At 45.2% G+C, this 24803-nt stretch carries 26 protein-coding genes; 6 read left to right on the top strand and 20 right to left on the bottom strand.

What is annotated here, in order from left to right; translation table 11 throughout:
* Nucleotides 1-87 precede the first annotated feature (87 nt).
* The gene (locus O3C58_01075) at nt 88-1059 is read left to right on the top strand and encodes a hypothetical protein (GenBank protein ID MDA0690455.1); all 972 of its coding nucleotides are present in this window, start codon (nt 88-90) and stop codon (nt 1057-1059) included.
* A 28-nt stretch (nt 1060-1087) separates the two neighbouring features.
* Here O3C58_01075 and carB read toward each other — a convergent pair whose 3' ends face one another.
* Genes carB through pyrR form a run of 6 tightly spaced genes read right to left on the bottom strand, consistent with a single transcriptional unit; the run spans nt 1088 to nt 9118 of the window.
* Nucleotides 1088-4336 carry a carbamoyl-phosphate synthase large subunit gene (carB, locus tag O3C58_01070; GenBank protein ID MDA0690454.1) on the bottom strand — a complete coding sequence of 1083 codons (3249 nt, stop codon included), beginning with the start codon at nt 4334-4336 and terminating at the stop codon, nt 1088-1090.
* Nucleotides 4336-5208, bottom strand: a complete 873-nt coding sequence (locus tag O3C58_01065; GenBank protein MDA0690453.1) for a hypothetical protein — start codon at nt 5206-5208, stop codon at nt 4336-4338. The genes carB and O3C58_01065 overlap by 1 nt, the downstream gene beginning before the upstream one ends.
* Entirely contained in the window at nt 5205-6329 is a 1125-nt protein-coding gene (gene carA, locus O3C58_01060; protein ID MDA0690452.1) for a glutamine-hydrolyzing carbamoyl-phosphate synthase small subunit, read from the bottom strand. The genes O3C58_01065 and carA overlap by 4 nt, the downstream gene beginning before the upstream one ends.
* A gap of 24 nt (nt 6330-6353) precedes the next feature.
* On the bottom strand, nt 6354-7649 hold the full coding sequence (locus tag O3C58_01055; GenBank protein MDA0690451.1) for a dihydroorotase: 1296 nt from the start codon (nt 7647-7649) through the stop codon (nt 6354-6356).
* Nucleotides 7633-8568, bottom strand: a complete 936-nt coding sequence (locus O3C58_01050) for an aspartate carbamoyltransferase catalytic subunit (GenBank protein ID MDA0690450.1) — start codon at nt 8566-8568, stop codon at nt 7633-7635. Before O3C58_01050 ends, O3C58_01055 begins: the two co-directional genes overlap by 17 nt.
* Nucleotides 8569-8581: 13 nt before the next feature.
* Nucleotides 8582-9118, bottom strand: a complete 537-nt coding sequence (pyrR, locus tag O3C58_01045; protein ID MDA0690449.1) for a bifunctional pyr operon transcriptional regulator/uracil phosphoribosyltransferase PyrR — start codon at nt 9116-9118, stop codon at nt 8582-8584.
* A 333-nt stretch (nt 9119-9451) separates the two neighbouring features.
* Between pyrR and O3C58_01040 the strand changes: the two genes are divergently transcribed.
* A complete protein-coding gene (locus O3C58_01040; protein MDA0690448.1) occupies nt 9452-10075 on the top strand; it encodes a cob(I)yrinic acid a,c-diamide adenosyltransferase in 624 nt (207 codons plus the stop codon).
* A gap of 11 nt (nt 10076-10086) precedes the next feature.
* On the opposite strand, the gene O3C58_01035 is transcribed toward O3C58_01040, so the two are convergent.
* The 3 genes from O3C58_01035 to O3C58_01025 all read right to left on the bottom strand — a co-directional run bounded on the left by O3C58_01035 (nt 10087) and on the right by O3C58_01025 (nt 12061).
* The gene (locus tag O3C58_01035; GenBank protein MDA0690447.1) at nt 10087-10650 is read right to left on the bottom strand and encodes a hypothetical protein; all 564 of its coding nucleotides are present in this window, start codon (nt 10648-10650) and stop codon (nt 10087-10089) included.
* A 14-nt stretch (nt 10651-10664) separates the two neighbouring features.
* Complete coding sequence (locus O3C58_01030) at nt 10665-10961, bottom strand: 2Fe-2S iron-sulfur cluster-binding protein (GenBank protein MDA0690446.1); 297 nt, start codon at nt 10959-10961, stop codon at nt 10665-10667.
* A gap of 200 nt (nt 10962-11161) precedes the next feature.
* Nucleotides 11162-12061, bottom strand: a complete 900-nt coding sequence (locus tag O3C58_01025) for a DnaJ domain-containing protein (GenBank protein ID MDA0690445.1) — start codon at nt 12059-12061, stop codon at nt 11162-11164.
* 78 nt (nt 12062-12139) lie between these two features.
* On the opposite strand from O3C58_01025, the gene O3C58_01020 reads away from it, so the two are divergent.
* The 3 genes from O3C58_01020 (at nt 12140) to O3C58_01010 (ending at nt 14825) form a co-directional block, all read left to right on the top strand.
* Entirely contained in the window at nt 12140-12967 is an 828-nt protein-coding gene (locus O3C58_01020) for a tetratricopeptide repeat protein (GenBank protein MDA0690444.1), read from the top strand.
* On the top strand, nt 12954-13610 hold the full coding sequence (locus O3C58_01015; protein ID MDA0690443.1) for a TlpA disulfide reductase family protein: 657 nt from the start codon (nt 12954-12956) through the stop codon (nt 13608-13610). The genes O3C58_01020 and O3C58_01015 overlap by 14 nt, the downstream gene beginning before the upstream one ends.
* Nucleotides 13611-13838: 228 nt before the next feature.
* Nucleotides 13839-14825, top strand: coding sequence for a methyltransferase (locus tag O3C58_01010; protein ID MDA0690442.1), 987 nt, complete (start codon nt 13839-13841; stop codon nt 14823-14825).
* 8 nt (nt 14826-14833) lie between these two features.
* Here the strand turns inward: O3C58_01010 and O3C58_01005 are convergent, their stop codons facing one another.
* The 6 genes from O3C58_01005 to O3C58_00980 all read right to left on the bottom strand — a co-directional run bounded on the left by O3C58_01005 (nt 14834) and on the right by O3C58_00980 (nt 19404).
* A complete protein-coding gene (locus O3C58_01005) occupies nt 14834-14959 on the bottom strand; it encodes a hypothetical protein (GenBank protein MDA0690441.1) in 126 nt (41 codons plus the stop codon).
* Between the two features lie 27 nt (nt 14960-14986).
* A complete protein-coding gene (locus O3C58_01000; protein ID MDA0690440.1) occupies nt 14987-15379 on the bottom strand; it encodes a hypothetical protein in 393 nt (130 codons plus the stop codon).
* Nucleotides 15380-16564: a DUF115 domain-containing protein gene (locus tag O3C58_00995; protein ID MDA0690439.1), complete on the bottom strand. Its 1185-nt coding sequence runs from the start codon at nt 16562-16564 to the stop codon at nt 15380-15382.
* A gap of 208 nt (nt 16565-16772) precedes the next feature.
* Nucleotides 16773-17534 carry a methyltransferase domain-containing protein gene (locus tag O3C58_00990; protein MDA0690438.1) on the bottom strand — a complete coding sequence of 254 codons (762 nt, stop codon included), beginning with the start codon at nt 17532-17534 and terminating at the stop codon, nt 16773-16775.
* A gap of 98 nt (nt 17535-17632) precedes the next feature.
* Nucleotides 17633-18277, bottom strand: coding sequence for a hypothetical protein (locus tag O3C58_00985; protein ID MDA0690437.1), 645 nt, complete (start codon nt 18275-18277; stop codon nt 17633-17635).
* Nucleotides 18262-19404, bottom strand: a complete 1143-nt coding sequence (locus tag O3C58_00980) for an 8-amino-7-oxononanoate synthase (GenBank protein MDA0690436.1) — start codon at nt 19402-19404, stop codon at nt 18262-18264. The genes O3C58_00985 and O3C58_00980 overlap by 16 nt, the downstream gene beginning before the upstream one ends.
* A gap of 101 nt (nt 19405-19505) precedes the next feature.
* On the opposite strand from O3C58_00980, the gene O3C58_00975 reads away from it, so the two are divergent.
* Nucleotides 19506-19919, top strand: a complete 414-nt coding sequence (locus O3C58_00975) for a hypothetical protein (protein MDA0690435.1) — start codon at nt 19506-19508, stop codon at nt 19917-19919.
* On the opposite strand, the gene O3C58_00970 is transcribed toward O3C58_00975, so the two are convergent.
* The 5 genes from O3C58_00970 to O3C58_00950 are packed head-to-tail and all read right to left on the bottom strand — an operon-like array spanning nt 19916 to nt 24660.
* Entirely contained in the window at nt 19916-20338 is a 423-nt protein-coding gene (locus O3C58_00970) for a DUF1566 domain-containing protein (GenBank protein ID MDA0690434.1), read from the bottom strand. The two genes, O3C58_00975 and O3C58_00970, sit on opposite strands and share 4 nt — an antisense overlap.
* 48 nt (nt 20339-20386) lie before the next feature.
* Nucleotides 20387-21226: an aminotransferase class IV gene (locus O3C58_00965; GenBank protein MDA0690433.1), complete on the bottom strand. Its 840-nt coding sequence runs from the start codon at nt 21224-21226 to the stop codon at nt 20387-20389.
* Between the two features lie 35 nt (nt 21227-21261).
* A complete protein-coding gene (gene pabB, locus O3C58_00960; protein ID MDA0690432.1) occupies nt 21262-22767 on the bottom strand; it encodes an aminodeoxychorismate synthase component I in 1506 nt (501 codons plus the stop codon).
* Between the two features lies 1 nt (nt 22768).
* On the bottom strand, nt 22769-23953 hold the full coding sequence (locus O3C58_00955) for an ABC transporter permease (protein ID MDA0690431.1): 1185 nt from the start codon (nt 23951-23953) through the stop codon (nt 22769-22771).
* Between the two features lie 23 nt (nt 23954-23976).
* Nucleotides 23977-24660 carry an ABC transporter ATP-binding protein gene (locus tag O3C58_00950; protein ID MDA0690430.1) on the bottom strand — a complete coding sequence of 228 codons (684 nt, stop codon included), beginning with the start codon at nt 24658-24660 and terminating at the stop codon, nt 23977-23979.
* Between the last annotated feature and the right edge of the window lie 143 nt (nt 24661-24803).

Raw genomic sequence — 24803 nt, 5'->3', positions numbered from 1 at the left:
TTCTATCGATAATTGTTCATTTGACATGAAGATTTAATGTTTCTGGTCGATAGGTAGTTATCAGTGTTTTTAAATACTACTAATATTATGAATAGATATATCGTTAAATTTATTTTTTTCATTAGCTTGGCAACTATTTTCGGTTTTCTTTCCCAAAATGTTGCCGCCAGCGAATATAAAAACCGTCTATCTATTTTACCATTTGAAAGCCCTGTTGGATGGACGGCCCCTTATAATCCAGGGGATCTAATTACTGATATTCTTAAACAGTCCATAGACGAAACGGATTTTTTTCAACTTTCCCCGCCTCCTGCGTCCTCCCTGCCTCAACCAAAAAAAATCAAGCAACTGCAAAAAATCGAAAAACCAGACATCGGCCAATCAGGAAAAACCCAGCTTAATCATCCGACTCAATTTATTTTAAAAGGCCGGGTCCTGAATTTCACGCCTGGCTCCCCACCTTCACGGGCGCAATTGATTTTAAATATTGGTGATGCCATAAAACAAAAAGCCGAAGTGGACATTGAACTGCAACTCATCAACCATCATATGGGAAAAATGGTTGATAAAAGAATTTTTAAAAACGTTTCCAGCGCCGGAACCGTTCCCTTTGCGCTCGACGCAGCCCAGGTCGATATTGATTCTGATCGATTTCAAAAAAGTTCAATAGGCAGGGCTTTATCTGAATTGAACCAAAAAGTGAATGCATTTTTGATAACCACCCTGCATCCTTTACCCCTGGAAGGTGAAATTATATCCGTCATTCCTGAAAATCAGGAAGTCATCATTAATGTCGGTAAGATTCACGGAATCGATTTTGGCGATTTTTTCAATGTCTACTCTGTGACCCTTAAATACAAAGATCCTTTCACTCAAAAAGATTTGGGAGACAAGTTTATGCGGCGGGGTGTGATACGTGTCAAGGACGTACAGGAAGGTTTTTCAATAGCTGCCATAATAGCTGGCGAGGGATTTGAAATTGGAGAGTTGGCGCAGTCAAGAAAAACCAATCCTATTCCTTTAAAAAGAGAAAGCCCCGAAATTAATCCTCCTCTGTAACATTCATCAAGAGGAATCAATTACTTTCCTAATGGATGTTTCCCTTCCCATATTCCTGAATCGAACAAATCTGCAGGTTATTTACTTTCAGGGACTGCAATGCAGCGACCAGGGCAAAAGCGCCCGCCATGGTGGTGCAGTAGGGCAGGTTGTGGTTGAGAGAGGCGCGACGAAGAGAAAAAGATTCCTTGATCGCTTCTTCACCGAAAACAGTATTGATAATAAATTGAACTTTATTGCTTTCGATGACTTCCACCATTCCGGCAAATCCATTTTCCGTAGTTTTGATCGCAAGCCCGTGCAAACCATTGTCCCGTATATAATCCATGGTTTCCGGAGTGCCCAGAACATCGTAGCCCATTTCTTCAAATGCTTTGGCCACTTTTAAGGCCGCCGGTCGGTCTTGCTCCTTAACACTGATAAAAACTGTTCCTTGAGGAGGTAGGCAAATTCCCGTTGCCAGTTGGGATTTGGCGAATGCCAGGCCAAAGGTCGAATCGATGCCCATCACTTCACCGGTTGATTTCATTTCCGGCCCCAGAAGTACATCCACATCCGCGAATTTATTGAAGGGAAAAACTGACTCCTTGACCGCGATATGAGACACGGTTTTTTCCTTTAAAAAACCCAATTCCTTCAGCGACTTTCCTGCCATTACGCGGGCGGCCAGCTTGGCAAGGGGAACGTCCATCGTCTTGCTCACGAAGGGAATGCTTCGAGAAGCCCGTGGATTGACCTCTATGACGTATATTTCGCCATCCTTAACAGCAAATTGGATATTTACCAATCCCTTAACATTCAGCTCCATTGCCAGGGACTTGGTTTGTTCCTTAATTCTTTCGATAATGGATGCATCCAGGGAATATGCGGGTAAGGAACAAGCGCTATCTCCTGAGTGAATCCCGGCTTCCTCAATATGCTCCATCAAACCGCCGATGACCACATCGGTCCCATCGGCAATGGCATCGACATCAATTTCGATTGCATTCTGCAAAAATGAATCGATTAAAATCGGATGCTCCGGTGAAGCTTTGACGGCATGCACCATATAATGTTTCAGCCGTTCTTCGTCATAGACGATTTCCATCGCCCGTCCGCCAAGAACATACGATGGCCTCACTACCACAGGATAACCAATATTCGCGGCAATGCGTTGCGCATCCTCAACAGAAGTGGCGGTCTCGTTGTTCGGTTGTTTCAATCCCAATTTCTCGATCACTTCCTTGAACAGTTTACGATCTTCCGCCCGGTCAATATCTTCAGGGCTGGTACCTATGATGGGAACCCCTGCCTTTGACAATGACAACGCCAGCTTCAATGGAGTTTGACCTCCAAACTGAACGATAACTCCGTACGGCTTTTCCACCCGGACAATATGCATGACATCTTCGAACGTCAGAGGCTCGAAATAAAGCCGGTCGGATGTATCATAATCGGTACTGACAGTTTCTGGATTGCAATTAACCATGATGGTTTCAAAACCATCTTCCTGCAAAGCGAAAGAAGCATGTACACAGCAATAATCAAACTCAATACCCTGGCCAATCCGGTTCGGTCCGCCGCCCAGAATAATAATTTTCTTTTTATCCGTCGGGTTCGACTCACATTCATCCTCATAGGTCGAATATAAATAAGGGGTAAAGGCCTCAAATTCAGCGCCACAAGTATCCACTCGTTTATAGACGGGAAATATCCCTGCATTTTTTCTGCGGTCAGCAACATTCGCTTCTGCACAATTCCACAGCAAAGCCAAATATTTGTCGGAGAAACCCATTTTTTTAGCTTCTCTCAATAATTCATCGCTTATTTTGTCTGATCCACCGGTCTCTTTCAGATCATGTTCCAGGTTTATGATTTCCGAAATATTATAAAGAAACCACGGGTCTATCCCAGTCAATTCATTAATCCGCTCCAAGGTAACACCTCTCCTCAAAGCGGCAAAAATATGCCAGATTCGATCCCAATATGGATATTGAAGTGCTTTCTCTAGCTCCTCCTTCTGCTGTGCTAAAGAAAATTTTTCCGGATTCAAATCAATGTGGAAAATTTCCTCCAGACCGGACACACCTATTTCAAGGGAACGCAGGGATTTTTGCAGAGCTTCTTTAAACGTTCGTCCGATGGACATCACTTCACCCACCGATTTCATCTGAGTGGTTAAAATGGGTTCGGCTTTGTCAAATTTTTCAAAAGTGAATCGGGGGATCTTCACCACGCAGTAATCCAGAGTGGGTTCAAAGGATGCTGGTGTCACTCTGGTGATATCGTTCTGAATCTCATCGAGCGTATAGCCGACAGCCAGTTTGGCGGCAATTTTGGCGATGGGAAATCCCGTCGCCTTGGAAGCCAGGGCGGAACTTCTTGAAACCCTGGGGTTCATTTCAATAACGATCATGTCGCCGTTTTTCGGGTCGAGGGCAAACTGAATATTTGATCCTCCGGTTTCCACGCCGATCTCGCGGATAATATCAACCGCCGCGTTGCGCATGATCTGGTATTCACGATCCGTAAGTGTTTGCGCGGGAGCTACCGTGATGCTATCGCCTGTATGAATGCCCATCGGGTCAAAATTCTCGATGGAGCAGACGATCACCACATTGTCTTTAATATCCCGCATTACCTCCAGTTCATATTCCTTCCAACCCAACAAGGATTTTTCAATCAGCACCTGATTATTGGGGCTGGCGTGCAGTCCCAATTTAATCAAACGTTCAAAATCCTTTTCTGAATAAGCGATGCTTCCTCCGGTTCCCCCCAAAGTAAACGAAGGACGAATGATGGCCGGAAAACCAGTTTGGGCTACAAGCTCCCACGCGGTTTTTAAATCTTTCGCATGACCACTGGGAGGGACGCTCAAGCCAATGCGGCTCATCGCCTCCTTGAAAAGGTTACGGTCCTCGGCTTTTTTAATCGCTTCCACCTTGGCGCCGATCAATTCCACACCGTATTTATCCAGCACTCCATTTTCAGCGACAACCAGGGCAGTGTTCAACCCCGTCTGTCCTCCCATCGTTGGTAAAAGAGCGTCCGGGCGATCGCGTGCAATGATCATCTCAACCACTTCGGGAGTGACCGGCTCTATATAGGTGCGGTCGGCAAACTCGGGATCGGTCATGATCGTGGCGGGATTGCTATTGACGAGTATGACTTCATACCCCTCTTCCTTCAACGCTTTGCATGCCTGGGTTCCGGAATAATCAAACTCACAAGCCTGTCCAATAACAATGGGACCGGCCCCAATCAACAAAATCTTTTTTATATCGGTTCTTTTTGGCATCAGTTACGGTATATATCCTGTAGATCGATTTGACGGGAACGTTCAAATTTTAAATTCATATAATTCAGTCTTTGAATCAGATTGCTGGACAGTTGATTGATTTCTTTTTTTAGTTTATTAACTTCAAGATTAAATTTTTCTGCTTCTACTAAAGAAACTTGTTGCATCAACTCAGCGCGCACCTTTTTTAAGCTTTCCAGGTCTTCATTCCAAACGCGGATTTTTTCCACGGACTTCGAGTCTTTAATCTTTGTATTTAATTTCTCTACTTCCCTGGCATTTTTATCCAGCTTGGAGTTTAATTTTTCCAGTTGCGAGTTCTTTACTTTAAGTTCCTTTAAATACCCACCCCTGGTTTTACTGATATATTTGATTTCGCTCTTTATAAATTTCACGGCTTCCTTGGGGTGGAAACAAAAATTTCCCGTAAAATAATATTCATCATTATTTAGAACTATTCTTGCTTCGAACAGTTCATTTTTTTTGAAAATTAATTTCCCTTCAGGTTCCCGAACGTTGTACTTCGTATCATCCAAAAGGTTCAACGCCACCACCTCGTGATCGCGGATTTTTTTTATTATGAAAAGACCGTGAACATTATTAGTGAATTCCTCGAGGTTTGTAATCCCTTCCGGTAAATCACCCTGGACCTTATTATTGATAAGGGTCTCAAGAGGGGTTAATTGTTCGTCTGGTATCACGCGATCGAAAAGATACCATTCCAGGAAGGAGCCCACCCGGGACTCATAAGATTTGTCGTCTTCATAAATTTCACCAGCTAACTTCTGATAATCCTGACGGGCTTCACAAATATCAGTCGAATAGGGAGGCTGGTTGAAATTTTCAATCAATTGATCCAATATTTCTTTCAATTTACTTTTCCTTTCATTAATTCCAGAAATTCCTGAAATAAATAATCGGAATCATGAGGACCAGGAGCGGCCTCTGGATGATACTGAACCGAAAACACCGGCAGAGTTTTGTGTCGCATGCCTTCAATCGTATTGTCATTGAGATTGATGGATGTCACCTCAACATCATTCATTATTGATTTCTCATCGGCGGCAAAACCGTGATTCTGAGCGGTAATTTCTACCTTACGGGTTCTTAAGTCCATCACCGGCTGATTGCCGCCATGATGTCCAAACCTCAGCTTGTAGGTTTTTCCTCCTAAAGCGTGGATCAAAATTTGATGCCCCAGACAAATCCCAAATATAGGTACCTTGTCGAGTAGATATTTCACATTTTCAATGGCATAGGGCACACCCGCCGGGTCACCCGGCCCATTGGATAAAAACACGGCGTCCGGTTTTGTCGCTAATACATCTTCCGCTGGTGTGGATGCGGGAACCACGCGCACCCGGCAACCGGCAGCAGTCAATTTTCTTAAAATATTGCGCTTGATGCCAAAATCGTAAGCGACAACAGAAAATATTTTTCCCCCATTACCATTTGCAGGCGGACTCTCACCAAAACCCACGCTTTCATTTTCCCAGAAATAAGGCTCCTTGCATGTCACTTCTTTTACAAGATCACGACCAATAATTCCGACCGATTGTTTTGCCCTTGCAACCAGAATTTTGGCATCGGACTCAACAGTAGAAAGAACAGCCTGCTGGGCTCCAGCGTCCCGGATGTGCCGCGTTAACGCTCGAGTATCAATTCCCTGAATGCCCACCACTCCGTAATCCTTGAGGAACTGATCCAGGGTTCCACTGGAACGCCAGTTACTGGGAATACCACTGAGTTCCTTGATGATGAAACCTTTTAAGAAAGGACGAGACGATTCGAAATCTTCCGGGTTGATACCATAATTTCCTATAAGAGGATATGTCATCAGTACCATCTGCCCGCAATAGGATGGATCGGTGAGCACCTCCTGATAGCCGGACATACTGGTATTGAAAACGACTTCGCCTTCGACTTCACCACTCGCGCCGAATGCCTTGCCTTCAAATATTTTTCCATCTGCCAAAGCCAGAATCGCTTTCATTATTTTACCTTTAACCAATATGCATTAATTTGAAGACTCTAAAAATACCGTCTTGCCCGCGACCAGGGTTCGCATCACTTTGCCTTTAACCTTCCAGCCGTTAAATGGGGAATTTTTACTGCGTGACTTGAATTTACTGACATCGATCACAACCTCCGCATCCGGATCGAAAATAACAATATCCGCAATATCTCCCACACCCAGCGCTCCTCGGTTCAAATTGAAAATCTCCGACGGTCGGGAGCTGAGTTTTTCCACCATTTTGCTGAGGGAAAAAATTTTTTCTTCCACCAGCCTGAGAGTCAAGGGGAGGGCGGTTTCCAGTCCCACAATTCCAAAACACGCGCGGTTGAATTCAACCTGTTTATCCACCACATCATGCGGCGCGTGGTCGGTAGCGATAATATCGATGGTATCGTCTCTGAGTCCTTCCTTGATCGCTTCAAGATCGGATTCGTGCCTGAGCGGAGGGCTCATTTTTGCGTTGGTATCATAATTCTTGACTGCTTGTTCCGTCAGGGCAAAATGATGCGGCGCCACTTCGCAGGTCACCGGCAGTCCCTTGGACTTGGCCATTCGCACCAGGTCCACGGCGTTACCGCTGCTGATATGAGCGACATGCAGACGGCCTCCTGTTTTCTGCAAAAGGGCGATGTCCCGGTAAACCATGATATCTTCCGCTTCGGTCGGCATTCCTCGCAATCCCAATTCTGTGGAAACCACACCTTCGTTCATGCAGCCGCCTTCTGCCAGGTCCAGCATTTCGCTGTGCTGGATACAGGGCAGACCGAACATTTTGCTGTACTCAAACGCCCGCCGCATCAACTCACTGTTCATCACCGGACGACCATCATCGGAAAAAGCCACCACACCGGCATCTTTCAAGTCACCCATTTCCGAAAGCTGCTCACCCTTTAAACCCTTACTGATCGCTCCAATGGGAAAAACATTGACGATTCCCTTTTCCCTGGCTTTTTGAAGGATGAATTCGGTAACCGAGCGGTTGTCGTTGACCGGGTCTGTGTTGGGCATCGTTGCTACGGAGGTGAAGCCTCCCGCCGCTGCGGATTGACACCCGGTTTCAATCGTCTCTTTATACTCGAAGCCCGGCTCACGAAAATGCACGTGCATGTCGATGAAACCAGGTGCTACGATCAAGCCTGTTGCATCGATGATTTCGGCACCGTTCCTATCCTTTTCGGACAGTTTTCCTTGTTCCTCAACCGCCAGGACTTTTCTTTTATCGATGACCAGATCAAAAAGCCCGTCGCGACCGTTGGCCGGGTCGATGAGCCGCCCACCCTTAATTAAGGTCTTCATCGCTGCCTCCTAAAAGCAGGTACATAAGCGCCATTCTCACGGCAACACCATTGGTGACCTGGTTCAAAATCAGAGAGTGCGGACCTTCCATAACGTCCAATGCGATTTCTACCCCCCGATTGACGGGTCCCGGATGAATGATTAACACGTCTTCTTTGGCTTTTTTGAGTATTTCGGTCGTTATACAAAACAGGTTGGAGTATTCCCTCAGACTGGCGAGGTTGTATTTGTTCTGCCTTTCGGCTTGAATCCTCAGCACCATGATCACGTCCACATCGCGAATTGATTTTTCCAGATCATATGCCACGTCCACGCCCAAACGGGACATTTCTACGGGCATCATGGTGGAAGGACCGACAACGATCACCTTCATTCCCATCGTTTGCATGGCAAATATATTGGATCGCGCAACCCGGCTATGCGTGATATCTCCCACGATGGCAACCTTCAACCCTTCCAGCGACCCGATTTTTTCGCGGATGGTCAACAGGTCCAGCAGGGCCTGGGTGGGGTGCTCGTGCGCCCCATCGCCGGCGTTGATCACCGGGCCTTTCACAAATTGCGTTAAAAGCGCAGCCGCGCCGGAACTTTCATGACGAACGACCAGAATATCAGGGTTCATCGCTTCCAGGTTGCGGGCGCTGTCTATCAAATTTTCTCCCTTCACCGCACTGCTGGTCGAGCCTGAAATATTGATCACATCCGCACTCAATCGTTTGCCGGCAATTTCAAAGGACGTTCGCGTCCGGGTGCTGGGTTCAAAAAACAAGTTGATCACCGTCCGCCCGCGCAAGGTGGGAACCTTTTTGATCTGCCGGGTGGATATCTCTTTAAAGGAATCCGCCGTATCCAGGATGAGTTGAATATCCTCTCGTTTCAAATCACGGGTCCCCAAGATATGCTTCACGCTAAGGGTCATGGACTCACTCTCATTATTCCTGGTCAACGATGACCACCTGATCCTCTCCCTGATCGTCTTCCTTCAGTTGGACCTGGATTCTCATGTTTTTGGATGTGGGGATGTTCTTACCGACATAATCCGGACGGATGGGCAATTCCCTGTGACCCCTGTCTATCAAAACGGCCAGTTGAATGGAGGCCGGTCGGCCAAAGTCCATCAGAGCATCGAAAGCCGCCCGAATGGTCCTCCCTGTAAACAATACATCGTCGCACAAGATCACGTCCTTTCCTTCGATGGAAAAGGGGATCTCGGTTTTCTTCAAGATGGGATTTTTCTTCCCCGGTCCAATATCATCTCTGTATAGAGTGATATCTAAAACTCCCAGGTCTACGGCCACATTCTCAATGTCTGAAATTTTTTCCTGCAACCGTTTCGATAAAGTCGCACCCCGGGTGCGAATGCCCACCAGCACGATATTATCAACGCCTTTGTTTTTTTCGAGAATCTCGTGCGCGATCCGGGTCATCGCCCGTGACACGTCGCTTGAATTGAGAACGATGGAATTCATTAATTATTCAAAAAAAATCAATCAGGAGGGATGAATCTCGGAAGGAAGGTAAAAAAATACCTCCCACAGGTTAGTCCCGTTCAGGAGGTGCGTAATCAATTCGCCATTTTTTCATCCGGACTCTCCCTTGGCAGCCTCACCGGACCGCTTTAAAGGTTTTTCTATCTCCTTACAGAATAATAAATCATCCCCATTCTGTCAAGCAAAATGACGGTCTAAGGCCCCAATTATTATGGTTTTAATTAAAATGAAGGGAGAGTACAATTGAATCAGAAAACGGCCCGGCTCATAGTGAAGGGAAACAACCGAGTCGATCAACCCACCGGGGAGGCAATGGTTAAAATCAACAAGGTTTACACTAAAACCGGCGATAAAGGAGAGACTTCCCTGGCCTATGGAAAGCAAATCGGGAAGGACCACCCAAGGGTCCGGGCTTATGGAACCGTGGACGAACTCAACAGTCTGGTTGGCATCGTGAGATGCTTCAATCTGGAAAAACCCGAATCCGTGCGCCGCGACAAATTAGAAACGATTTTACAAAACATTCAACAACGGTTGTTTGATATTGGCAGTATTCTTGCGACCGATCCGAAATCCGCTCCCAAGAACAGTATGCCTGCGGTGTCTGAGCAAAACGTGACGTGGCTGGAAAAGGTGATCGACGCCATGAACGAGGAACTGACACCTCTGAACAGTTTTGTCCTGCCGGGGGGCAGTCACGTCAACGCATTTCTGCACCAATGTCGGACGGTTTGCAGAAGGGCGGAAAGAGACATTGTGGGTTTGAGCCGCGCCGAGGAAATCGAGGCCAATCTGCTGGCCTACATCAACCGGCTATCCGATGCCTTGTTCGTGTTCAGCCGTTGGACGGCGTCCACCATGAATGAAAAGGAATTTCTGTGGGAACCGGGAACAGATGATCCGAAGGATTGGCGGTGGAGGACGAAAGGCAAATAGTTTGTTTAGATTTAAAATTTAGGACTTCGATTTAGCAATTCAAGAAACTCTTCGGCATCTGCAAGATCATTGAACGGATATATAGGATTCGAGAGCCACTTCTCACTGACTGCTTTGACTAACTCCTGCAAAGTTTTAAAATATTTATTATCCAGGCCTTCTGGAAACACGCCCTGAATGGTGTTAAGCGTGTGCGTCTCGTAATCATTATGGGCCAGAATCTTGTCACGAGCTGGTTTAAGCTTCTTATAAAACTCAGAAAGTTCCTGTACGATTTTCGTAACCCGAGGTTCTTCTTCTCCCCAATCTCCGAAACGTACTATATAGTCGATTGTAAGATTAGGGGATTTTCCTTGAATGGCTGGATCATGAAGCTTACAGATTTGTAGGAGCGAGTATTTTTGGGTGATATCGGGTAGCCTTTGTGCAAAGTATGCCACTTTCCTAATATTAGCATCAGGGTTTTTGTTTTTATCGAAGATAATCTTGTGCGTAACCCAAGACTCATATACCCAGTTACAAAGCTCACAGAATTTAAGTGCCGAATCTTCAGATATGGCATTCATAGAATCCATTCTTTTTTATTCCTTCACTTCGCCCGGTTGCCCTTCCAGGTGAGGACCACTTCGCCCTTGCGGACTTTCAATTGGCACCCCAGGCGCATGCCCGCTTCCAGGTCCTCCTCTAAAAGATAATCTTTTTCCTCTTCATTGATGCGGGAAAGATTCTCCATTCCTTCCAACACGGTCAGTTCACAAACGCCGCAGGTTCCTTCTGTGCATCCAAAAGTGAGCGAAATATCCACTTCTTCACTGCATTCAATCAGAGGCGTTCCGTCCTCCACTTCGTGGGTAATATTATCCGGTTTGAAAATGATACGAGCCATAGCTGTTCTATCTCCTCAAGGAAAACCCATTTTGATTTTCTTTATTATTGTTAAAAGTTTTTCGAAAAATTCTCATAAAATCCCCCTAACCCCCTTTATAAAGGGGGAATAAATTTCTCCCCCTTCTGAGAAGGGGGCCGGGGGGATTTAAAATAGAGGTTGCTGTATACCTTGATCTTCCCAAATTAGAATTTTGCTCATTATATCCCGGTGTTTTTAAGGGTGTGAACGATTTCCTGTTGCTCTTCCGTCAATTCTTTGGGAATCTTAACTATTATCCGCACCATCTGATCGCCTTTACCGGTTCCCGAGGCATTTGGAACACCCAACCCCTTCAATCGCAGTTTGGAGTGACTTTGGGTTCCTGCTGGAATTTTCAGGTTTTTGGGGCCAGTCAGGGTAGGAACTTCTGTGGTTGTTCCCAGCAAAGCGTCGGTCAGGTTGATTTCCAAATCCACCACTATATCATCACCCTCCCGGTGAAAAGTAGGATGCGGCTCTACCCGGATCTTTATATACAAATCCCCCGCTGGCCCACCAAATTGGCTGGGGTTGCCTTTTCCCTTCAAACGCAATTTCTTTCCATTCCCCATTCCGGCAGGGATTTTTATTGCAGTTTCCTCGCGTCTGCCTCCTTTCTGGATGGTGATTCTCTTTTCGGCTCCAAGGGCGGCTTCTTCAAAGGTTATCGCCAAATGAGATTCCAGATCTTCTCCCTTGATATTTTGCGGCCTTCCGCCGGAACTGAATCCCCGCCCGCCACCGGAAAACATTTCGTGAATGCTTTGAAAAGGATCGCCACCGCCAAATTGGGCACCGAAGGCATTGAATAGGTCGTTGGGGTCAAAATCTCGAAAAATATCTTCCTGGGAAAACTTTTTCTTGAATCCCTCAGCGCCGAACTGGTCGTATTGCTGTTTCTTTTTCTTATTACTCAAAACCGCATAAGCTTCGGCAATCTGTTTAAACTTCTCCTCGGCCTGAGGATTATCTTTATTTTGATCGGGATGATACTTCATCGCCATTTTTCTATAAGCTTTCTTGATCTGATCCTCTGAAGCATCGCGCTCAACGCCAAGAAGGGTGTAGTAATCTTGCATAATATTATAAGTATTTGTTTTTTAAGGAGTTTTTATGTAAAATAGAAGAAACAGTAACTAAAGAATACTTTATCTGAAATGAAAAGATATTTTTATATCTCCATTTTAAGCATTTTAGCACTTTTCTCTATCGGTTGTTCCACAACACCGGTTATTAAAGAAACTGCCGTGAATCCCACGGAAATGTATGCCTGGATTCCCCCGGATGAATACGAGCTGGAATTGCGAAAAGACCGCCAGGAAACGCTGGTTAGTATTTCCAGTGAGGTGGAAAGCCTCTATTTAAACCAGCAAGACCTCAATAATAAAAGCCAGGCATTTGGTTCCACTTTAAGACAATCCATTCAAAAAACGGAATCTCTGGAAAATGATTTACAGGCCAGGATACAATTTCAAAAATTGCAACAGGAGCAATTGAAAAAGGAATTAGACAAACTTAACCTTTCTCATAACTTCCTGAAATCCAGACTCACGACATTAGAAGCCGTCAGGTCACAACCCATAAAGAAATTTTCCAAGGGAGATTACACCGCCGCCATCAATTATCTAAAGGATGGCAAGTTGAAACAAAGCATGCATAAATTCAATGTGGCATTGCAAGCCAATCCCCCCATTGCCCTAAAAGACAATATTCATTTTGGTCTGGCAAGCGTTTATTACAAATTAAGAAAATATTCCGAGGCAATCAAACACCTCGAAGCTGTCAGGAAACATTTCCCAAAGGGTGACAAGTGGATGATGTCCCATGTTATGTTGGGAATTATCCATAATAAAAAAGGTGAGAAGAGCAGGGCGCTCTATATTCTGAATCAAGCCCTGGAGAAGAATCCACCCGATTCCATTAAACGAACGATTGATCTTATGATGAAAAAAATTCAGGAAGAGAACAGAAATGTCAAAAGTTAACGAGAAAGCTCCGGAGTTGGTAGTGGATTGCTGGGCTCAGGGAAAACCTTCCACCATCGAGAAGGAAAGCGGGAAAGTAATTCTGATTAAATTTTTCCAGGTAAATTGTCCGGGCTGTTTTATTCATGGATTTCCAGAGATCATTGATATTTACAATAAATACCAGGATCAAGCTCTGGCGCTATGGGGTTTGGCCACCGCCTTCGAAGACTTCGATAAAAATAACCTGGAAAACTTGAAAAAACTATTAACCAACGGAGAAGTCATCGGAGAAACCCTCGCCGCGATGGCACAAGCAAATTTACTAAATTACAATCGCCTGCAATACTCGATTCCGTTTCCTGTGGCCTGGGACAAATTAGAAAAGAACCCGCCGGAAATATCCCCTGACAGAATTCAGAAAATAATCCATCGCGATATTGAAAATTTTGATTCGCTTCCAGACAAAACCCAAACCTTGATCGTCAGTCAGGTAAAGGCGTATTTAAAACAAAAAAAATATGACGCACACACCTTTGAGGCTTATGGATTGCGGGGCACACCGTCAACTATCCTTATCGACAAAAGAGGCATTCTCAGGCATAAACTCTTTGGATCGGAGCAAGGCCTTGAAGAAAGTTTAAAAATTTTACTCAATGAGTAATCCTTTGTGTTGACAAGGCAACCCATAAAATTGTAATTTATAAAATATATTTTTTTCAGGAGCCTGACTTTGGTTCCTGGATCTTGGTGGCAACCAAAGAAATACCGGGCCTCTCCAGAGATCCGGTATTTTTTTGCCAAAAATCAGGTGATATTAATTCCTCGGTCTAAATTCAATTGTCATAGACAGAGATTCTATTTCCTTTTTGAATTAAAATAATTTAACACAATGCCTCTGCTCACCTTCAAACAGATAATAGAAAAAATAGACCAACTGGAGGAGGCCAATTTATTATTGGCGGCTTTGGAGTTGAGAATCTTCTCCATCATTGATAATAAATCCCTTTCAGTGCGAGCGATCGCTAATAAAGCTAACAGCCAGCCGTTGGAAACGGAAATGCTTCTGAATGCATTAGTAGCGATCGGGGCTCTTTCCAAAATCAAAACTCAGTTTAAAAATACACCTGAGACCTACAAACATCTGTGCGAATCCAGCCCTCATTATAAAAAGGGCATGGTGAAATTGCGCTCGGAAAACCGTCAAGAGTGGGCTAACTTGTTGGAAATAGTCCGCAGTGGGCGGAACCCGTCACCGCACGAAGGGGAAGATGATGCCGACTTTAGATGGTATTTCACCCACGCAATGCATGAAAGAAGTGCATTCTACTCGGCCAAGCTGGCTACCTGCGTTGCAGGCAAACCGGTTAGACGATTGCTTGATCTTGGGGGAGGGCCGGGTTCTTACAGTGCCGCTATACTGCGAAAGGATAAAAAAGCAACCGCCACTTTGTTTGACCGGCCAGTCACTATTCAAGTGGCTAAAAAGATTCTAGAGACTTCGCCCGTATTTTCCCGCTTCACTTTTATGGAAGGTGACCTCTTCCAGACGGATTATGGAAAGGGGTTTGACACCGTTCTCTTTTCCAATATCCTGCATATTTATAATCCAAAAGAAAACAGGCTTCTCTTTAAGAAGATTCATCGCTCCCTGGAAAAAGGGGGGAGGTTTCTTCTTGTGGACCTTTTCCTCAATGAAAATAGGACGGAACCTTATGATGCCGCCTTATTTTCATTGACCATGTTGATGTTCACTGCCACCGGAAAAACGTACACCTTCAAGGAGACTGAAACGCTCCTTAAAGGTGCAGGATTTGGTTCCATAAAGCGGTTCACTTTGGATCATGGCGCCAGCTTGCTGGAGGCCGTGAGGTTATAATTGAATTTTTAATTGATCTCGCTGGCCATTTTCTTGAAGGCGTTTCTTAAAGAATCAGCCGTTTCCCCCAGGATATCCAAAAATTTTTTATCTCTAATAAACTTATCTGCAAGAATTTCAGATTCCTCGCCCATTGTTTCTTTCAGAGAAATCCGACTGCTTTACTGATTCCATTCGATAAACCCCAGATACGAATAGCCTTGCATTAACTTCAGTGTATCCGGCTGATCCAAAATAAATTGATAAAATTTATCCATTTTCCCGACAAATTTTTTCTTAAGGTCATCAGTCATGGCGTCAGACACTCTATAAGTTGATTGCATTTTCTGGGTATTCTGACTAATTTTGTCGAATAGTTCCGATTGTTTGATCAGTTCCGAATGAATAGTCTCCAATTGCTTTGGCTTTGGGACATCAATTGACAGCGCATTAATTCGAGATCTATTATTATCAGAACAGAACGTATTTATTGCTTCGCGGAGAGTTATATTGGGAGCGCCGGATATGGGAAGTCCCCCTTCGGTTGCATTATAAATTGAGGTCTGGCCATTCACTTAATCTGCAAATACATCTTTATAGGCATTTAAAGCCGATGTCGTATCGACTTCCTTTCCAAATATATTCTTGACGGCTTTAAAAGAAGACGAAAATTCATCAAATTTATTATCATCGAGTTCCTTAAAAGGGTGTCTCGAACCAATTTTATCTTTTCGAGTTTGATCATAATGGGAGTCGGCGCAATGTAAGCGACTTTGACTGAATGACAAATCCTGACCCGTCAAAATAATTGGACTGCATCCAAGATAGCGGGCCAAAAGAAACGCCGCATGGGCAACGGAAAGAGTTTTCCCCAAAAAGTTATCTTCTTCCAGCCTGCAGGCAAGCCAACGGGAAAGGTATACTCCAGAATCAATCCGTATTTTCCTGTCTGGAAATTTATTTACAACAGAAGCAGGGACACAGGGATCAAAAACCAGCCAGGTATTTTGCGAAATATTTTCAAAATCAAAGAACTGAAGAGTGGATTCCTCCGGGTCCACAGCAACCACAAAATCGACTGCAATATTATTTTTTATCAGTGGTTTTAAGGCGGTCGCCACAGCTATCACCAAAACTCTATTAGAGGATTCTTTTAGAAGCGCGATATTTTTATCAAGAGACGGCCCGGCGGAAACAACTATTGCCGGAATCCCAAAATATTTATTTTTCAGGGAGCGGACTCCCGGACTGCTAATAATATTTATCCAGTTCTCAAATATATTCCGATAGAATATTTTTGAAAATGCCGCCTGGGTCTTAAGATCTATCTGGGTTTCATTAAATACCGCATCTATTTTTTTTAAGAGTTGCGAATAGTACTCAATTTCCGCATTCACAAGGGGTTTGAATTTTACGGTTGCGTAACCGTTTAAAGAAAAACGAATCCGGTTTGGTTCCAGAATTTCTTCCACAGAAGAAGCAGCCACTCCAATTTGAAACTGGACGCCGGGATGTGTTATGACGGAAGTGAAGTCGATATTCGCCAGGCAACAAAATAGACCCTCTATTTCCTTTTCAATAATTATTATTTTACTGGAGCGAGGGACCCTTTCAATAAGCTCCTGAATGTGATACCCCAATCCAATGCTGGGAACGATAAAGTTTGTATACTTATCGACATCGCACAGGTTGACAAATCGCCCTGCTTCTTTAACAGGATCGTATGAACTATGAAGGGTGATTCGATTTCCATCCGGCAAATTAAGGGATAAACTTGGTGGTCTTTTTTTGGATCAACTGACAACATATCGATCCCCAGGATGAATAGACTGAACCGCATCAGCCAGGGCCGGATCTATTTCTTTCAAATGGGCAAGGTTTTTATTGAAGATTTCTAAGTGCATGCGGTGGGGTATTGAATAGGAATTTGTTGACTAACGACAACGAAAATTTTTTAAAATATTTCCTTTACCGATGGGCTGAAAAGTAGAGTAATTCCCATGTGACATAGACCCCTTGCTCCATAATATATTTTTCATCATATTCTCGAATCAACTTTCTCAATCCACCCGGTTTGAGCAATCGAAGGGGGGCCGCGCCAATTTGTTGCAGGTTTCGGATCAAAGCTCGTGTGTTAGGGAAAAAACTTTTTCTAATTTCGAGATGCGATTCCTTTAAAATTAACCCTGCTTGTTCGATCATGGTTTTCCACTCTTGCAAGGAATAAAGAGTGTTGGGGCTTTTAAGGGAACCTGTCTCGCGGAATTCTTTTAAAGTCCCGGGACCAAATGTACTGAAAACCAATGCTCCTTCGGGATTCATATACTGGAGAAGATGGCTCAATGTTTTTTGCGGGTCGGCAAACCATTGGAAGACCGCATTGCCTACAATCAGATCGGTTGGGTATAATTCAGCCCGTTCCGCGTTTCCGATTATAAGTTTTGTGTTTTCAGGTAGAGTCATTCCTTCCTGAAGATGGTCCATCATACTGGGGGAAATATCATTTAGTATCAGGCTTTCAAGAGGGTGGGCTAAAAGGTGACGGGTAAACACCCCTGTACCGCAACCTAATTCCGTCACACATGCAGGAAGCGGTTCCGGCAACATGGAAGCCAGCCTTTCCGCCATTGTCTTTTGTAATTGGGCGTGTCTGTCATAGCTTTTCGCGTATTTGGAAAAACTATTAACTATTTGAGCTTCTATGTCAGCGGGAATTTTCTGGGAATGCATTCCAAATAGGGTCGTTTTTTGAAAAAGGTTTTACTCATCCATCATAAATTGTACAAGCTTCGGAAAAAATGCCTCAGGTATTATCCAGGTTCTTTGGATTAAAGATTCAATTTATTGGCCAGATGGTTTAATAAAGGTCCTGGAGCATGCCCGGTTTCTCCAATTATTTCCAATTGAGGAAGGTACGCTTTCAATTGCACTCCATCCAATAACCGATCCTTTTCGCCTACCAGCCCCACAAAGGTTTCCAACCCCAATTCAGGAGAAGGAGCACTTTGCAGAAACTCCAACCCATTGATTAAAATTCCCCTCGCGGGAACCTCCTTTATTAGAATTTCCGGGAAATGAATTTCATTGTCAGCATAAAATTCCAATAATGGCGAAAGATCCTCCGGGTTTCTAATCAATTGTTTCATGAGATATTTTAATTTGGTTTCAGGAGTTTTGCCACCTCTATTCCTTTCGCGGGTAAATGCAAAAATCGGAGCCAACACCGCCTTGATGGAATTTTTCGGAAGGTAGTCCTGATGGGTCATGAGCCAAAGGCTTCCCAAAGAATAGCCGATGTACAGGTCCGCCTTTGAACCTCCCAGCAGATCCCCAGCTTCTAAAATATCTCCGGGTAGGGAAGGATAGAGAACTTTTACTTTTGCATCGGGAAAAGCATTCTCTACCTGTTCTCTGAACCATTCCGGAGGCAGAGCCCATCCGCAGACCGCGGTGATGGTCAATTTTTTTTCCATTGCTTCAATACACCGAGAAATTCTGTCAACTGAGACTCCGTCACATCTGAATAGAGAGAAACTCGCAGTCGTGACGTTCCACGCGGCACTGTGGGCGGACGCACCGCTCCCACCAGATACCCGTATTCCAGCAGGTGGTTGCGAAGCTTTAAGGTTTCACCCGCATCACCGATCACAATCGGGACGATCGGAGAATCGAAGTCATTCGTTTTCCACCCTGATTCGGCCAACTGTTGGCGAAACTTTTTGGCCAGTGCCCTCAGGGCGTCGCGCTTACCCGCTTCGCTTCTGATAATGTCAATTGCCGCTGAAGCGGCCCCGGCCTGAGCAGGCGATAAAAAAGTCGAATAGATATATTCGCCGGCATGGTTGGTGAGATAATCCACAATCGTTGTGGAAGAAGTCAGTACATAAGCCCCTGCGCTGGCCAGCGCTTTGCCAAGCGTTCCAACGAGAATGTCTATCTCCTCCAACACATTCATTTCCTCGGCCAGACCGCCGCCTGTTTGTCCGTACGCACCCGTTCCATGTGCTTCATCCAGAACAAGAATAAAGGGGACTTTGCGTTTCAATTCCACTAGACGTTTGAGATCAGGATGATCCCCATCCATGCTGAATACGCTTTCAGTCACCACAAAAATGGTTTCATAATCATCTTTATTTTTGTCCAGCAGTTCTTGCAAATGGTCCAGGTCGAGGTGATGATAGCGTTTGAAGCGAGCCTGTCCATGAACCAGAGCCTGGGCAATGGAATGATGGATCAGCTTGTCGGCGAGAACCAGATCGTTTTTCCCCGGCAAGTGTTTCAGCACTGCCTGATTTGCTAGAAAACCCGTATTAAACAGCATTCCACAGGATTTGTGTTTCCATTGACACAGCTTTTCAAGGAGATCCTGATGGCAGGGAAGAAAACCCGAGAGCAGGGGAGAAGCGCCGCTTCCGGTCCCATAATCTTCTGCGGCCTGGTGGGCACCTGCCAATACTTGCGGATGAAACCGCAATTGCAAATAATCATTGCTTGATAAGTTCAGACGGTAATCTTTATAAACCACAACCTTGCGGAACAAATTCTCGTCCTTGAGACGCGCCAGTTGTTTTTCTAAACGAAGATGTAATGTATGTGTCAAAGAATTAGAGAGTGCATGATGTTGGTTGGTATTTAAATTTCACCAAATTATGTTATAAAAATGGGATCAAGTCAAAAATCAACTTTCTGGATTGCGGGGTCATGGCGGAAATTAAAGATACGGGAAAAGTATGGTTTCAGGGGGCATTTCGCCCTGAATACGCACTGCGGGTGGAGAACAAAGTGTTTGTCCCCGGAATGGAAGAAAGTGCCACCATCGATTGCCGGGTGATGGACAACACCCTGATTGTCGATTTACACGATCAAAAGAGAGAAAAAAGAACCTTGAGGCGCTTTAGCCTCGACATGCCCGCCATTACCCCTGCCAGCTTATTCAACGGATTTGAGAAAACCCAACATGCCGATGTTCAGGTCGTGACCTATAAAGACTCGGGGGTGGAAGAACATATCGTTGCAGGGGATTCTTATCGCACGGATTCTGTAGCCGGTATGCCTTTTGAAACCTTCTATCAAAGGTTCACGAATTTTCTGAAGAAGGATGAAGCGATAGGTTAGTTTTTGATATTTCGGACCAGCCTTGCGGACTGGAACTCTTCTTCCGTTTTGGCGTTATAAATTGTGGACCCGTCACGCAAATCAACCGTCAATGCCTGACCGTCCTCATTTGCAACACTCGTCCAAATATTATTGGCGCATTTTTGCACGAACGCCGGGTGAATATGAATTTCCTCTCCCTCCCAATCAACGGATGTGAGTTGTGGGTCAAACAACGCCAACGCCTCTTCTTCAGTGGGCAGACGCCAGTCGCTGTAGCCACCGGCATACACCTGGTTCATTAGCAGCACATATGCTTTAGCGGCTTGCCAGGTTCTCCAACAGCCGAGGTCCAAATAGGAATCTTTCGGAAGCCACTCGATTTGATTTTGGGTGTCGGTGATGATGCCACTGGGATTATCGTGAAACCGGTCAGTCATGAGAGTTGTCTTTTGGAAAATTAATGAGAGAATTTTGAATTGAGGAGGTTAGCACTTTTGATACGACCCTTCAATGCTTTTTAAAAATTCGGCATGCAGAAAACGAGTTATTTTTCCAGGTTTTCCAGCCCCAATGATCTTGTCATCCGCACACCTCACCGGCAAAATTTCGACCCTGGAATTGGTGATAAACACCTCATCGGCGTGGTAAATATCTTCCGATTTGAGAGTTTGCTCGGAAACCGGAATTCCTCTCTTTTCGGCAAGCTTCAAAACCACCTGGCGGGTGATTCCCGGTAAAATATAGCGGTTCAATTGCGGTGTTTTGAGCTGGCCATTTTTAACAATAAACACATTACTTGTGGTTCCTTCGGTGATGCGGTCGTCGTCGTCGATTAAAATGCCCTCCATCGAATTTTCCCGATGTGCCATTTCACGCACGAGGATATAACTCAAAAAATTGCAGGATTTTATTTGTTGCGTCAAGCCACCGACCCTGAATGCGGTTGAGGGGAAAAGTGATATTTTGATTCCCTCTTCAAGCCATTCTTCCGGCAAGGGTTCCAGCTCTCTCACAATGATGACCAGAGTGGGGCACGCCTCAGGATCGATATGGAATCCCGTCGTTTGTTCGCCCCTGGAAATTGTCAAACGGACCATGCTGTCAGGACACTGATTTCTTTTTAACGTTTCCTGAATAGCAGACCGCATTTCATCGCGCGTTATGGGAACGTTGAGATAAATAAGATCCAGCGACTGATAAAGCCTTTCCAAATGATCTTCCAGACGAAACACATTATTGCCGTAAGAGCGCATGGTTTCAAACAAACCGTCTCCATAACAAAATCCCCGGTCCATAACTGAAACGGTGGCCGATGACTGGGGCATAAATAGTCCGTTGAGAAAAACCGTCCGTTCCCGCATCACAGGCTCTCTTTTATTGGTTCGGAAAGAACCTGAATCATCGCCGCGGCCTTGTCCAAAGTTTCCAGGTATTCCTTTTCCGGGCACGAGTCTGCCACGATCCCGGCGCCAACGTTAAAGTAGGCTTTGCCTTCTTTCAATAGAATGGAGCGTATAATAATATTCAAATCCATATTGCGGGAGAAACCAATATAACCAAATGAACCGCAATAGGGCCCGCGGCTTACAGGCTCCAGTTCTCCGATGATTTCCATACAACGGACTTTCGGACATCCCGTAATGGTTCCTCCGGGAAATACGGCGCGCAGGATATCCCGGACCGAGACCTCAGGCAATAATTCTCCTGTTATATTGGAAACGATGTGGCTCACGTGGGAATATTGTTCCAGAAACATGAGGTCGGAAACATGCACACTTCCGGTTTTGCAGATTCGCCCCAGATCATTGCGTTCTAGATCCACCAGCATCAAATGTTCCGCGCGTTCCTTTTCGTTGAGTAATAATTCCGTTGATAATGATTGATCTTTCACAGGGTCCGGGCTTCTTGGCCGTGTTCCGGCAATGGGCCGGGTTTCCACGTTGTAATTATCAACCTTGACCAACCGTTCGGGGGAGGAGCTCACGATCGCAAAGTCCTGGAATTTTAAAAATCCCGAAAAAGGGGAGGGGTTCACGGATCGCAGATCAAGGTACAGGTCAAAAGGGTCGCCTTCATACGCGGTTGTAAATCGTTGAGACAGATTGGCCTGATAGATATCGCCCTCTTCAATATATTTTTTTGCCTTCCTAACGGACTTTATATATTCATCGCGAGTCATATCGGATTGAAGTCCGTTCTTGTGGCTTCCATTGTTTCCACTGAACGTTATTGGACTACTTAAAATGGATTTAGACGTTTTCTGTATCGAGTCTATAAATTGTTCAATCTGATTCCATGATTTCTGAATCTCGGACACTATTGTGTTGTAGTCCTCAAGTCCTTCGCCGGACTCGTGAGAAACAACGACCTTCAAAGTTTCTTCTTTATGATCGTAAACAAGAAGATGGTCCACCTGCACCATGTATAAATCAGGGATTTCCAGGTCGTCTGATTTACGTTCCGGGAGATTTTCAAACAGTCCTACCAACTCGTAACCGATGACTCCCACCCAGCCGCCCCAAAAATGCGGCAGGTAATTTGCCTGTTTAATGTCATCATCGAAATTCAATCGTCCAAGAGCTTCCATAGGGTCCACTGCATCCGAGACATCACCGCTTTGCACGAAGGCATTGTTTCCTTGAATTTTTATAGAACTTGAATTGGAAGCGCCCATGAAAGAATATCGGGACGTATCTTCTGGACCCTTCCCGCTTTCCAGTAAAAACGAATCACTACAATCTTTATAGAGTTCGCGATAGAGTAGGTGAGGCGACAGGTTGGGAATGAACTTCTCCCCGCAAACGGGAACGCGATTGGATCTTTTAACTAAATCTAAATATTCATCTCGGCTGGGTACGATTCGCATTTTATTCGTACCTTAACGCTTCAATGGGGTTGAGGTTGGCGGCTTTATTGGCTGGATAATATCCGAAGAAAATTCCTATGCCGACAGAAAATCCGAATGACAGCAGAATGGATTCAGGAGAAACCACCGTTTCCCATCCACCCATTTTGGAAACAACTTTGGAAATCATCAATCCGAGCAGGATGCCGATGCCTCCTCCCAGAAAACTCATCAACACCGATTCAATCAAAAACTGTTCCATGATCTCTCTTTTTTTCGCTCCAATAGCTTTGCGAATGCCTATTTCCCGTGTGCGTTCCGTCACCGAAACCAACATGATGTTCATGATGCCGATGCCCCCGACCATTAGCGATATCGCCGCGATGCCGCCTAAAAGGTAGGTGAAGGTCTTTGCTGCATCGCCCCAACTGCTCAACCATTGCGAGGAGTTCTGCACATGGAAATCACTTTCCTCACCCTCGCGGATGTTGTGTCGCAATCGCAGGAGCCGATCGATATCTTCCATAATAGCTTCCAGGTCCTCAATATTTTCCGCCTGCACGTCGATGGATTGAACATAATCCATGCCGAACAGCCGTTTCTGCGCCGTGCTCACCGGGATGAAGATTTGATCGTCCGGATCGAACCAACTCAACGCTCCCTTGGCTTCCATGATCCCGATGACCAGATAATTCTTGCCATCGACCTTCATCGTTTTACCGATGGGGTCTTCACTGTCAAACAGGTTCTTGACCACTGTAGCTCCCAGAACCGCAACCTGACGGGAAGTTCTGATTTCGTCAGAATTAAAATATCGCCCCCGGTCAATGTTGAAATTGGCCAGACGGTCATATTCTTTTCCCGTTCCGCGAACCGTGGTGTTGGTGTTTTTATTGGCAAACTTTAATTGCGCCGGTCGGTACACCTGAGCCGCCACTCCTGTTATCAGGGGTATGCTTGTCTCAATAGCGCCCGCATCGTCAAACGTCAACGTAACGACTTTATCGCTGGAAACGTGACGGGTCTTTTTACGACCCGGGTTGACGGTGATGATATTGGTCCCGAATTTTGAAATCGTGCTCAAGGTCTGTTGTTTGGCGCCTTCGCCAATGGCAATCATTGAAATCACCGAGGCCACCCCGATGATGATCCCGAGCGTTGTCAAAAATGTTCGCAGTTTATTGGCGATCAAACTTCGCAATGCCATTTTGAACAAGTCCCAGATCAGCATCAGGAAACGCGTCCCGTCATCATTGGCGGGTTTAACAATTTTCCATCTTTCATGTTCAGAATGTGGCGGGCGTATTGGGCGATTTCTTTTTCATGCGTGACCAGAATGACCATCACTCCCTCTTCATTCAGGCGTGTGAATATATTCATGATTTCTTCACCCGTTTTGGAATCGAGATTTCCCGTGGGCTCATCGGCGAGAATGATGGCGGGGTTATTCACAAAGGCACGGGCAATGGCCACCCGTTGCCGTTCCCCTCCAGATAGTTCCGCCGGCTTGTGTCGGGCTCGATCTGCCAGACCCACGCGGGCAAGGGCATCCATCGCTATTTTAGACGCATTGGGAACTCGGCCGTAAAGGAGAGGAAGCTCGATATTTTCCAAAGCCGACGCGCGCGGCAAAAGATTAAAACTCTGGAACACGAATCCGATTTTTCGATTTCTTACTTCTGCGAGCTGGTCGGGACTCATATTCTGAATATCGATATTATCCAAACGGTAAGTGCCGGAGGTGGGAAGATCCAGACAGCCCAGCAGGTTCATCAATGTCGATTTTCCGCTTCCTGAGGGCCCCATAATGGCTATGAATTCTCCCCGGTTAAAGTTAAAGCTGACATCTGCCAGAGCGGGCACTTCCACATTGCCGAGCCTATAGGTTTTACTTAAATTTAAGACATCAATCACAGAGGGCTTTTTCACAAATGAAAACATTCAAATTATAATGTGTGTCCTGATTATCTCAATGGGCGTGGGGAAGTGGCAAGAAATAAATAAATGATTCCCTTGGCAGGTTGCTGAAAAACTATTTTTGCCACCCGCAACTGTCA

The sequence above is a fragment of the Nitrospinota bacterium genome, assembly GCA_027619975.1.
GTDB lineage: Bacteria > Nitrospinota > Nitrospinia > Nitrospinales > VA-1 > JADFGI01.
Note: the sequence above shows the minus strand (reverse complement) of the source record. Positions and strands in the feature narration are given on the sequence as shown.